Genomic DNA, 11,738 nt, shown 5'->3' with positions numbered 1-11,738 from the left:
AATAGAAATGGCGGCTGATTGCCGCCATTTTATTATCCTGCTCGAAGCAGCCGGATAGCTTCGTCACGCCCGAAAAGATAAAGCAGTACGCGCAACGCCTGTCCGCGTTCGGACTCCAGATCGGGATCGCTTGTCAGAATATAGCGCGCATCCTTGCGGGCGATTTCCAGAAGATCACCATGCGCTTCGATGGAAGCCAAGCGGAAGCCTGGGGTGCCGGATTGCCGCGTGCCGAGCAATTCGCCTTCGCCACGCAGTTTCAAATCTTCTTCCGCGATACGAAAACCGTCTTCCGTCTCGCGCATGACCTTCAGCCGGGCTTGTGCGATTTCGCCCAGCGGGCCTTTGTAAAGCAGCAAGCACGTTGACGGTTTGTCGCCGCGCCCCACGCGGCCGCGCAGCTGGTGCAGTTGCGACAGGCCGAAACGTTCGGCATGTTCGATAACAATGATCGTCGCATCGGGAACATCTACGCCTACTTCGATCACAGTGGTCGCGACCAGTAACCGCGTTTCGCCCTGCTTGAATGCCCGCATGGCTTCGTCTTTTTCAGCCCCGCTCATGCGGCCATGGATGAGACCGATGCGATCCCCAAAGACGGGTTTGAGGTTTTCGAAACGTTCCTCCGCCGAAGTCAGTTCAACGACTTCGGATTCTTCAACGAGCGGGCAAATCCAGTAGATTTTCTGTCCTTCTGCCACAGCTTTTCGGATGCGCTCGACAAGTTCGCCCATGCGCTCCATTGGCACGATGGCGGTCGTGATGGGCTGGCGTCCGGCAGGCTTCTCGGTCAGTTTCGACACGTCCATATCGCCAAAGGCGGTGAGGACGAGGGTACGCGGAATAGGTGTAGCCGTCATGACCAGCATATCCGGTGCAGAACCCTTTGCGGTCAGCATCAGACGTTGGTGCACGCCAAAACGATGCTGTTCATCGATGATGACCAGAACGAGGTCGTGATATTCGACCTTTTCCTGAAAAAGCGCATGCGTGCCGATGACGATATCGATTTCGCCAGTTTTTAATCCTTCGAGAACTGCATTCCTGTCACGGCCCTTTTCGCGACCGGTCAGAAGGGCGGTTTTCAGTCCCGCTTTCTCTGCAAGCGGCGCGATGGTTGCAAAATGTTGACGGGCGAGAACTTCCGTCGGCGCCATGAGTGCTGACTGTCCACCAGATTCTGCGGCGTGGGCCATGGAAAGCAATCCAACGACCGTCTTGCCGGAGCCGACATCGCCCTGCAAAAGCCGCAACATGCGCTCCGGCGATTTAAGATCTGTGATGATTTCGCGAACAGCCTGATCCTGCCCCTCGGTCAAGCGATAGGGCAGGTGGCGCATGATTTCGGCGACGATGCGCCCTGTACCTTCCAGAGGACGACCGGAAAGCCGCCGTGTTTTCGCGCGAACAAGGGCGAGTGCCAATTGTCCGGCCAGAAACTCGTCATATGCGAGCCTGCGCCGCGAAATGCTTTCAAGCGCGATATCCGACGGGTCTTCAGGCAGGTGAAGCGTGTTCAGCGATTGCTGGAAACTGGTGAAGCGCTCCCGCGCCAGCAACGGGCCGTCGATCCATTCCTGCAGCGGAGGCACGCGGGTCAGTGCTTCCTTGACGGCGCGCGCCAATGTCTTTGGCGACAGACCCGCGGTCAGCGGATAGACCGGTTCGACCATCGGCAGATTGGCTGCATCTTCTAAGCTCGCAATATAGTCCGGGTGGACCATGGAGGCGCGACCGTTGAACCATTCCACCTTGCCCGAGACGATGACAGTTTCACCCTCAGGCAGCATTTTTTGCAGCCAAGGCAATTGCGCATGGAAGAAGGTCAGCGCGATTTCGCCGGTGTCGTCATGAGCGAAGACGCGATGCGGAACATTACCACGCCCGGGTGGTGCAGGCTGATGCTGGTCTACAATGACTTCCAGCGTGACGATTGCACCTTCCTGAGCAAGCGCGATACCAGGCCGATTGCGTCGGTCGATCACGCTGTGCGGTGCCAGAAACAGGAGCTGACCGACCTTGGGCTCCGCGCCCGGTATGTCGGTGCCAAGCAGTTTGCCAAGCAGGGCGGCAACCTTCGGGCCAATGCCGGAAAGCGAACGAACGGAAGCAAAAAATGGATCGAGCATGGATGGGCGCATGGGCTTGAGCATTAACTGCTTCGTCCTGCGGTGCAAGGGCGGTGCGCAATCTTTCTGTGCTCTTTTTGTTCTTGTTGGATAAACGGGTTCCCGTTTGCGGCGCAGATGCTATATACCAGCAGCAATTTGAATGATTGGAGCTTACCGAGGATGACTGGCAGCACATTGGCGACGGAAAATCTGGATGTACGGCGCCGCAAGCTTCTGTTTCGCGCGTGGCATCGCGGTATGCGCGAGATGGATTTGATCCTTGGGCAATATGCGGATGAATATATTGTCGGCTTCACCGATCCGCAGCTCAATGAGTTCGAGCATATTCTTGAAGTGCTTGACCGCGATCTTCTGAAATGGGTGACGGGTGAAAGCCCGATCCCGGCAGATTATGACACGCCTCTGTTCCGCGATATTGTCGCGTTCCGCGACCGCATAGAATTCTGAGTTCAAGGTTCCCATGCCCGTTTTCAGCAAACTAGGTCTCAAGTCCTCCAGCGCACTCGGGGCAAATCGTCATATCGTGATCGACGGCGTTGCCGACGGTTACGAGGCGTTCTGTCTCATTCGTCTGGCGGAAGAGATCGGCGAACGCGGACCGATTATGTATATCGTGCGCGACGGGCAACGCATTGCCGATCTGGAGCAGGTCTTGAGTTTCGTGGCGCCGGATATGCCGGTTCTGCATCTGCCTGCTTGGGACTGCTTGCCTTATGACCGCGTATCGCCCGGCGCAGACGCATCTGCACGCCGACTGGCTGCACTCAGCGCGCTGTCCGAGCTTAAAAAGACGCCGCATCCGGCGATCATCCTCACGACTGCCAATGCTGTTCTGCAAAAACTGCCGCCACAGGCGGCTATTGCCGAACAGGTGATTTCGGCGCGTCCCGGCAACCAGCTGGATATGAACGATCTGGCATCCCGGCTGGAACGTAACGGTTTCGAACGTGTTTCCACCGTGCGCGACATCGGCGAATTTGCAGTTCGTGGTGGTATTCTCGATCTTTATGCACCCGGCGCGGAAGAGCCGTTGCGGCTTGATTTCTTTGGCGACACACTGGAATCGATCCGCGCTTTCGATCCGGCTTCGCAGCGTACCACGGGCACACGCAAGGAGTTCGTGCTCCAGCCGATGAGCGAAATCACGCTTTCGCCGGACATGATCAGCCGTTTCCGCAAGAATTACGTCGCGATGTTCGGTGCGCCGCAGCGCGATGACGCGCTTTATCAGGCGATCAGTGAAGGTCGTCGCTTTGCGGGCATGGAACATTGGCTGCCGCTTTTCTACGACAAGCTTGATACCGTCTTCGACCATGCGGGCAATATGCCGGTGGTTTTCGACCATCTGGTGCATGAGGCGCTGACCGAGCGCCATACTATGGTCGTTGACCATTACGAGTCGCGGCTGAGACAGGCGGAAGGCAAGGAGCCGGGCAGCGATGCAGTACCCTACAAGCCGGTCAAGCCGGAAGCGCTTTATTTAACCCCGTCAGAGGTCGAGAAGCACGCTGAGGCCGGAGGTATGCGCATCGACCTGACGCCATTCGGTGCGCCGGAGGTTACGGGGCGGATAATTGTTCATGCGGATGTGCATAAGGGCCGCAGCTTTGCCGAGGAGCGCGCCGCCACCGACGTAAACCTGTTCGAAGCGGTGGTGAAACATATTGCCGAACTGCGTGCGTCGGGCAAGAAAGTATTGGTTGCCGCGTGGACGGAAGGTTCTCTCGACCGTCTTTTGCAGGTTCTTGACGAGCATGGGCTGGAAAAGATCGAGTCGGTTGACCGGCTTTCTACCGTCAAGGCGCTGTCACGCGACAAGGTGACGGCGGCGGTGCTGGCTGTCGAAAGCGGCTTCGATGCTGGCGATCTCGTCATCGTGGCCGAGCAGGATATTCTGGGCGACCGTCTTATCCGCCGTTCCAAGCGCCGCAAACGCGATCAGGATTTCATCTCGGAAGTTGCCTCGCTAAACGCTGGCGATATCGTCGTCCATGTCGATCACGGTATCGGTCGCTTCATTGGCCTCAAGACCATTACCGCCGCTGGCGCTCCCCACGACTGTCTTGAAATTCACTATGCGGGCGATGACCGGCTGTTTCTGCCGGTCGAAAATATCGAGCTTCTGTCGCGCTACGGTTCGGAAAGCTCCGATGCTGTTCTCGACAAGCTTGGCGGCGGCGCATGGCAGATGCGCAAGGCCAAGCTCAAGAAACGCCTGCTTGAGATTGCCGGGCATCTGATCCAGATCGCTGCCGAACGGCAGATGCGCGGTGCGCCGGTGATGACGCCGCCAGATGGTCTCTATGCCGAATTTTCTGCTCGCTTCCCCTATGATGAAACCGACGACCAGCTGACGGCAATCGAGTCCGTGGCGGACGATCTGGCTGCTGGCAAGCCGATGGATCGCCTGATCTGCGGTGATGTCGGCTTCGGCAAGACGGAAGTAGCCCTGCGCGCTGCCTTCATTGCGGCAATGAGTGGCGTTCAAGTGGCGATAGTCGTGCCGACAACGCTCCTGTCGCGCCAGCATTTCAAGACCTTCTCGAAGCGCTTCCATGGTCTGCCGATCAATCTTGCCCATGCCTCGCGTCTTGTCGGCACGAAAGAACTTGCGGCTGCCAAAAAGGGACTGGAAGAAGGAACGGTCGATATTGTCGTCGGCACGCATGCGCTGCTCGGCAACTCGATCAAATTCAAGAATCTCGGTCTGCTCATCATCGATGAAGAGCAGCATTTCGGCGTTAAGCACAAGGAGCGGCTGAAGGAACTGAAGTCGGACGTGCATGTGCTGACATTGTCCGCCACGCCGATCCCGCGCACTTTGCAGCTTGCGCTAACCGGCGTGCGCGAACTGTCGCTCATCACCACGCCACCCGTCGATCGTATGGCGGTGCGCACCTTCGTCTCACCGTTCGATCCGCTCGTCATTCGCGAGACGCTTTTGCGCGAACGCTATCGTGGCGGCCAGAGTTTCTACGTCTGCCCGCGCATTTCCGATCTTGGCGAGATAGAGGAGTTCCTGAAAACGCACGTGCCCGAACTGAAAGTGGCCGTGGCCCATGGTCAGATGGCGCCGGGCGTGCTCGATGACATCATGAACGCCTTCTATGACGGCCAGTATGATGTGCTTCTGTCCACGACCATTGTGGAATCCGGTCTCGATATTCCGACGGCCAACACGATGATCGTGCACCGCGCCGATATGTTCGGTCTGGCACAGCTCTACCAGCTGCGCGGTCGTGTTGGTCGCTCGAAGCAGCGCGCTTTCGCGCTGTTCACACTTCCGGCAGGTAAGATGCTGACGCAGATGGCGGAACGTCGCCTAAAGGTTCTACAGTCGCTCGACACGCTGGGCGCAGGCTTCCAGCTTGCCAGCCACGATATGGATATTCGCGGGGCAGGCAATCTGCTCGGCGAGGAACAGTCTGGCCATATCAAGGAAGTCGGTTTTGAGCTTTACCAGCAGATGCTGGAAGAAGCCGTTGCGACGCTCAAGGGTTCCGGCGAAGTGGAAGACAGCCAGTGGTCGCCGCAGATCGCTATTGGCACGGCGGTTATGATCCCCGAAGCCTATGTGCCGGACCTGCAATTGCGCCTCGGCCTTTATCGCCGTCTCGCCGATCTGGAAGAGCCGCAGGATATAGATGCTTTCGGCGCGGAACTCATTGACCGTTTTGGTCCGATGCCGGATGAAGTGCAGCACCTGCTCAAGATCGTTTACATCAAGGCACTCTGCCGCCGTGCGAATGTCGAGAAGCTCGATGCCGGTCCGAAGGGCGTGGTCATCCAGTTCCGTCATGCGACGTTCAACAACCCGGTCGGGCTGGTGAAAATGATCGGTGAACAGGGCTCCATGGCCAAGATCAGGCCGGATCAGAGCATCGTCTTCATCCGCGACTGGCCGACACCGGAAAAGCGCCTCAACGGTTCTGCCGTCATCATGACGCAACTGGCGAAGATCGCGGCGGGTTAACCCGCCGCTTCGCGTCTTTTAGCGATCTTCAGAAATCCCCGGCTCAAAGCCTTCAGCCGTCTGGCGAATAGCGTCAGCAAGGACATCTGCCGTCTGAGCGCCCATGACGGCATATTTCTGATCGATGATGAAGCATGGTACGCCGCGCACGCCGATGCGGCTGGCGGTATCGATCTCCTCACGAATCGTTGCCTTGTCTGCCTCACTTTGCAGGAGCCGGGCGACCACTTCGGCATCCATGCCGACGCTTGCCGCAGCATCAACCAGCACTTCGTGGTCGCCGATATCCTGTCCCTGCTCGAAATAGAGCGAGAACAACATGCCGACCATCCGGTCCTGTGTATCGGGTGCAGCCTGTGCTGCCCAATGGATGACGCGATGTGCGTCCAGAGTATTTGGCGCGCGGGCGATGGCATCGAAATCGAAGACAATGCCGTTTTCCTCACCAAGCTGGGTCAGCTGCTTGTGGATGTCATCAATCTTTCCGCCGGTGCCGAATTTGTCGCGCATGTAGGTCTGGCGATCCTTTCCCTGCGGAGGCAGGGTAGGGTCGAGCTGAAAGGGACGCCAGCGCACTTCGGCCTCCACATCCGGCACCATGGCAAGTGCCGCCTCAAGGCGCTTGCGCCCCAGAAAGCACCAAGGGCAGACGACGTCGGACACGACATCGATAGTTATCTTTCTGGTGGCCATGGCAGTGTCTCCATACGGGAACCAGAGGCGCGGCCTCCGGTTGAATACTCATCATATATTGGGTGCATGTAGGGCGAATTACATCAACGTTAAAGCCCGATCATGGCTTTGCGCGCCACCAGGTTGGTAGTTGATAACCATAGAGCGAAGTCTTCTTTGGATGCTCGATGCGATCCCAGCGCGCTACCCACTGATAGGGCAGGTGGTAAAGCGGAATGTAGTAATCCCCGGAGATAAGCACACGATCAAGGGCGCGGACCGCACTCACGAAATCGGCGCGGCTTCTGGCTGCCAGCAGTGCTTCAATCATCGCATCTACTGCCGGATCAGCAACGCCCGGATAGTTGAAACTTCCCTGAACGTCACGCGAGGCTGCGCCCCAGCGCATCCATTGTTCGTTGCCGGGCGAAAGCGATCCGGTCAACGCTCCGAGAATCATGTCGTAGTCGAATGTCTGGAGGCGCTGCTGATATTGGGCGTCGTCCACAGTGCGTATTTCGATTGTGATGCCCAGTCGCGCGAGATTGCGCTTGTAAGCCAACGCAACTTTTTCCTCGTCGGGCGAGCGCGTCATGATCTCAAATTTAAGCGGCTTGCCAGAGGGATCAACGGCGAGGCCGTGTTCAAACTGAAAACCCGCGTCAGTCAGGAGATCGTAGGCTTTCTTTGCAGGCGTGCGGTCATGACCGCTGCCGTCCGTTACGGGCGGATGCCATGTACCATTCATGACATCGTCGCGAACGGCTTCGGGGAATGGTTTCAGCAACTGCTTCTCGCGGTCATCGGCAGGCTTGCCGACGGAGGAAAGCTCCGATCCTTCCCAAAAACTCTGCGTGCGGCGATACTGATCGGCGAAAAGGTTGCGGTTAGCCCATTCGAAGTCGAAGAGCAGCCCCAGAGCCTGCCGGACACGACGGTCGGCGAAAATCGGACGGCGCGTGTTGAACACGAAGCCGAACATGTTGGCTGGCGTGCCTTTTTCAAAGCTGTCCTTGATGACACGGCCCTGTTTTACAGCCGGGAAATCATAAAGCTTCTCCCATCGAGTCGGGTTTGCTTCGATGAAGACATCCAGCAGCCCCTTCTTGAAAGACTCAAACAGGGACGTCTCGTTTCGGTAATATTCAATCGTCAACGTATCGAAGTTGTTGAGACCGCGCTGCGACGGCAGATTCTTGCCCCAGTAGTCAGGGTTGCGCTTGTAGATAATACGCTGGCCGGGCTGCACGCCGAAAACGAGATACGGGCCGCTGCCGACAGGTGGTTTCAGGGATGAATTGCCGAAGGTTTCGCGATCAATGGCGTGCTTTGGCAGCACCGGCATCGATGAGGCAATCAGCATCGGAAATTCGCGATCCGACTTGTCGTTGAAGGTGAAGCGAACAGAGCGCTCCCCCGTCTTTTCGATCTTCTCGACCCGACTCATCCGGTTGTTGTAGGGAGGGCGTCCCTTTTCCGTCAGAATGTCATAGGTGAAGAGAACGTCGTCCACCGTCACCGGCTGGTCGTCCGACCATTTCGCTTTCGGGTTCAGGGTGAATTCGACCCATTTGCGGTGCGGGTCAACCGCAACCTTTTCAGCAAGCAGGCCGTAAAGGGTAAAGGGTTCGTCCCGCGAGCGCTGCATGAGCGTTTCGTAAACCAGATTTCCGAGGTCGACATCCCCGAACAGGCCGCGCGCTGTCGTACGCATGCTTTTCAGAACAAATGGGTTGAGACTGTCGAAAGTGCCGACAACGCCCATTGTGATGGCGCCGCCCTTCGGGGCGTCGGCATTTGCATAGGGGAAATGGGTGAAGTCAGCCGGCAGCGCCACATCTCCATGCATGGAGAGCGCATAGTCCGGCTGTGCTTCGGCTATCGCCTGCGCCGGCAGCACGCCGACGACAGCTCCGGTAAGGCTCGCAAGAACCACTTTGCGGAGAAAGGCAATCAATCCGTTCAACTTCAATCGTCCATTGTAAATAAGTTTGATGGTCGCCGCCGGGAAGCGTCGATTCGGAACCGAAAACTAGCATGATCGTACATTAAGTGCGGAATTAGGGCGTGTCCGTCACGCGACAGTAGGGGCTAAAATAAAGATTTTGGCGGATTCCGGGCATGGAATGTCGAAACTCATCTGGATTCATACCCCTAGTCGTTGTAACACGGCTCCGGATTGGGGCCCGCAAGGGTCCGGATGGGGGCTAAAATCCCCAAGGTCACGCTGTTGCCGCATTTTAAAACCAGTGACGGTCTATCGCTGACTTATAATACAGAACGGGAACTATAGATCAGAGCGTTGAAAGGAACCTGTTGATCATGTCCAGCACTAAGACAATCGCTGCCGCATCTGCCATTGCTGGCGCGTTCGCCCTGCTTGCCTCCGCGACGATGCCTGCATCGGCACAGCAGCCGCCACAGGGCTGGTTCAAGGTTTGCTCGAAGCAGGAAGACAATGACATCTGCAACACGCAGAACATCGTCACTGCAGATTCCGGCCAGCTCCTGACCGCCGTCAACCTCATCGAGATCAAGGGCAAGATCAACCGCAAGATCTTTCAGGTGACCGTTCCTATTGGTCGTCTGATTCCTGCCGGCGTCGGCCTCCAGATCGACAACAACAAGCCGGTCAAGCTTGAATACGGCATCTGCTTCCCGGATCGCTGCATCGCAGAAGCTCCGCTGACCGACGATCTCATTAATGCGCTCAAGAAGGGCGGCAAGCTGACCCTGACTTCGGTCAACTATCAGAACAAGCCGAACCCGATTCCGGTTGCACTCACCGGCTTCTCTGGCGCTCTGACCGGCCCGGCTCTCAAGCAGTCGGAACTGGAAGAACGCCAGAAGGAACTTCAGGACGCTGTCCAGAAGCGCCAGAAGGATTTCGAAGCCAAGATGAAGGCTGAACAGGACAAGGCAAAGGGCGCAGCCAACTAAGCTGCTGTCTGTCCAGTGTGTTATGAAAAAGGGGCGCTTTGAGCGCCCCTTTTTTTGAACCATCACTTTAGAAGATAGTGCTATATTAGTTAGAATGTTGCGACTTTACGCGATAGGAACCATTGTCCTGTCGATCAAACATCTCCTCGATCTGAGGATGGCGCAAAGGCTCGCCGCTTAAATCCGGCACCAGGTTCTGCTCCGATACATAGGCGACATATTCGGATTCCGCGTTTTCCGCGAGCAGATGGTAAAACGGCTGGTCGCGATGCGGGCGCGCTTCTTCCGGAATGGACTCATACCATTCCTCCGTATTTGCAAATTCGGGGTCTACGTCAAAGATAACCCCGCGGAAGGGGAATAGCCGGTGTTTGACGACCTGACCGATCTGAAATTTCGCGTGCTTTATCTGTGTCATACCCATGCAACACTATGTAGTTCACCGCGTGACAAATTAAAGTCGGCGGTAACCGGCAATTCTGTCTGTTCGATGTCTCGGATGGTCCGAAAATCAAGTTAGCCGGAACGTTTGCCGTCGCTTCGGTGTGGAAGGCTTGGCAGTTTCGGTAGCAGATGCGAGAAACCGCTGCCAGGACGAAGCCCCTCACGCATGAAGAATGCGCGCAGCGGTGCGAATGAGCGGAGCATTTCCAATCCCACTCCACGCACGATCTGCGCCGGAAGCATGCCGGAGAGAAGCGAACGATTGAGCGCATCGACAGAGCCGGTACGGGCTAGAATATCCGGACGTCTTGCGCGGTCATAGGCGCGAATGACCCGATTTGAGCCCGGGTCGACAGGATCGCTTTCGATAGCCTTGACCAGCGTTTCGACATCGCGGGAACCCAGATTGAGGCCTTGTGCGCCAATCGGTGGAAACACATGTGCGGCTTCACCAATCAGGATCGTGCGCTTGGCCGCAAAGACATGGGGCACGAGGCCGGAAAGGGGCCAGGCTTGCGGCTTGATCTCGAGGTTAATCTTGCCCAGCATGGACTGCATCATGTCTTCGATGCACTGAGCGAGCGTGGCTTCGTCAAGCGCAAGCAGCGTTTCGGCGCGACCGGGATTGACCACCCAGACGAGGCTTGAGCGTTTGCCTTTCAACGGCACTTGAGTGAAAGGGCCTTCTTCGGTGTGGAACTCCGTCGAAATATTCTCGTGGTCGACGCTATGCGAGAAGGAAAGCACGACGGCTGTTTGCGGATAGCTCCAGCGGCGTGTGCGGATGCCTGCCGCTTCGCGGGCCATCGAATTGCGCCCGTCAGCTGCCACGACCAGCCGCGTATGCAATGTGTCGCCACCTGAAAGCGTGATGGTTACGTGGTCGCCATTGTGACGGTATTCGATAACAGAGGCATTGATGCGCTGGATACTCGGATTGCGGGAAACGGCGTCAGCCAGCTTCTCGTTCAAAACGGCATTGGGGATATTGTAGCCGAACGCAGTCTCATCAATTTCGCCCGCACGGAAGGTGACGACAGGGCTTCTCACGAGCCGTCGCGTGGCGTCTATAATGCGCATGGAAGCGAGGGGGGCTGCTTCCGGCTCGATATCCGACCAGACGTCCAGTCCCTCCAGTAGTCTGATGGCAGGCATCATGAGTGCGGTGGTGCGGCGGTCACCCTTATCGGTCTCCGGTCCAAGCAACACGGTGCGATAGCCTTTTGCGCCAAGCGCCAGCGCTGCCATCATCCCGGCAGGCCCGCTGCCGCTGATGACAATGTCAGTGAGAGGCTTGTTCACAACAAGATCGTTCATCGTGTTTCATCCCTGGTCCGACAGTGCAGACCTCGTGACCGTTCGCTATGCATATCGCATTGTCTGATGATTCCAGACGGATGCGTTTGAGCTGCACTTAAACCGAATTGCAGGCAAAAGACCATTCTTCCGTGGGATTATGGCGGATTTGCCTCACGCCTTACTTGCTCTTTTGTGCTTATTCAGGGAAAGCTGCTGCAGGATCATGGCTTTTCCTGGGGGAGAAGCTATTCAACGATCTTGAGGGTTGGGGACGTCAG

8 protein-coding genes are annotated in these 11,738 nt (G+C 57.0%); 3 read left to right on the top strand and 5 right to left on the bottom strand.

The genetic code is table 11. From position 1 onward, the window contains the following. Positions 1 to 32 precede the first annotated feature (32 nt). The gene (recG, locus tag OANT_RS18815) at positions 33 to 2,153 is read right to left on the bottom strand and encodes an ATP-dependent DNA helicase RecG (protein ID WP_012093026.1); all 2,121 of its coding nucleotides are present in this window, start codon (positions 2,151 to 2,153) and stop codon (positions 33 to 35) included. A gap of 138 nt (positions 2,154 to 2,291) precedes the next feature. Between recG and OANT_RS18810 the strand changes: the two genes are divergently transcribed. Continuing rightward, positions 2,292 to 2,579, top strand: coding sequence for an FAD assembly factor SdhE (locus OANT_RS18810; RefSeq protein WP_012093025.1), 288 nt, complete (start codon positions 2,292 to 2,294; stop codon positions 2,577 to 2,579). A gap of 13 nt (positions 2,580 to 2,592) precedes the next feature. Beyond that, positions 2,593 to 6,105, top strand: coding sequence for a transcription-repair coupling factor (gene mfd / locus OANT_RS18805; RefSeq protein ID WP_012093024.1), 3,513 nt, complete (start codon positions 2,593 to 2,595; stop codon positions 6,103 to 6,105). An 18-nt stretch (positions 6,106 to 6,123) separates the two neighbouring features. On the opposite strand, the gene OANT_RS18800 is transcribed toward mfd, so the two are convergent. Both OANT_RS18800 and OANT_RS18795 read right to left on the bottom strand, forming a co-directional pair. Beyond that, positions 6,124 to 6,798 carry a DsbA family oxidoreductase gene (locus OANT_RS18800; protein WP_012093023.1) on the bottom strand — a complete coding sequence of 225 codons (675 nt, stop codon included), beginning with the start codon at positions 6,796 to 6,798 and terminating at the stop codon, positions 6,124 to 6,126. A gap of 100 nt (positions 6,799 to 6,898) precedes the next feature. After that, positions 6,899 to 8,749: an extracellular solute-binding protein gene (locus OANT_RS18795; protein ID WP_040128315.1), complete on the bottom strand. Its 1,851-nt coding sequence runs from the start codon at positions 8,747 to 8,749 to the stop codon at positions 6,899 to 6,901. A gap of 350 nt (positions 8,750 to 9,099) precedes the next feature. Between OANT_RS18795 and OANT_RS18790 the strand changes: the two genes are divergently transcribed. Beyond that, a complete protein-coding gene (locus OANT_RS18790) occupies positions 9,100 to 9,717 on the top strand; it encodes an invasion associated locus B family protein (RefSeq protein ID WP_010658835.1) in 618 nt (205 codons plus the stop codon). Positions 9,718 to 9,802: 85 nt separating this feature from the next. Here the strand turns inward: OANT_RS18790 and hspQ are convergent, their stop codons facing one another. Both hspQ and OANT_RS18780 read right to left on the bottom strand, forming a co-directional pair. Further along, positions 9,803 to 10,141, bottom strand: coding sequence for a heat shock protein HspQ (gene hspQ, locus OANT_RS18785; RefSeq protein ID WP_010658834.1), 339 nt, complete (start codon positions 10,139 to 10,141; stop codon positions 9,803 to 9,805). Between the two features lie 92 nt (positions 10,142 to 10,233). After that, on the bottom strand, positions 10,234 to 11,478 hold the full coding sequence (locus OANT_RS18780; RefSeq protein WP_012093019.1) for a UbiH/UbiF family hydroxylase: 1,245 nt from the start codon (positions 11,476 to 11,478) through the stop codon (positions 10,234 to 10,236). Between the last annotated feature and the right edge of the window lie 260 nt (positions 11,479 to 11,738).

Origin of the sequence: Brucella anthropi ATCC 49188, assembly GCF_000017405.1 — a bacterium.
Taxonomy (GTDB): Bacteria; Pseudomonadota; Alphaproteobacteria; order Rhizobiales; family Rhizobiaceae; genus Brucella; species Brucella anthropi.
Note: the sequence above shows the minus strand (reverse complement) of the source record. Positions and strands in the feature narration are given on the sequence as shown.

What these genes read in the sequence shown, in the direction of transcription:
- mfd (WP_012093024.1), top strand. Translation starts at nt 2,593, where the DNA reads ATGCCCGTTTTCAGCAAACTAGGTCTCAAGTCCTCCAGCGCACTCGGG.
- OANT_RS18800 (WP_012093023.1), bottom strand. Translation starts at nt 6,798, where the DNA reads ATGGCCACCAGAAAGATAACTATCGATGTCGTGTCCGACGTCGTCTGC.
- hspQ (WP_010658834.1), bottom strand. Translation starts at nt 10,141, where the DNA reads ATGGGTATGACACAGATAAAGCACGCGAAATTTCAGATCGGTCAGGTC.
- OANT_RS18790 (WP_010658835.1), top strand. Translation starts at nt 9,100, where the DNA reads ATGTCCAGCACTAAGACAATCGCTGCCGCATCTGCCATTGCTGGCGCG.
- OANT_RS18810 (WP_012093025.1), top strand. Translation starts at nt 2,292, where the DNA reads ATGACTGGCAGCACATTGGCGACGGAAAATCTGGATGTACGGCGCCGC.
- recG (WP_012093026.1), bottom strand. Translation starts at nt 2,153, where the DNA reads ATGCTCAAGCCCATGCGCCCATCCATGCTCGATCCATTTTTTGCTTCC.
- OANT_RS18780 (WP_012093019.1), bottom strand. Translation starts at nt 11,478, where the DNA reads ATGAACGATCTTGTTGTGAACAAGCCTCTCACTGACATTGTCATCAGC.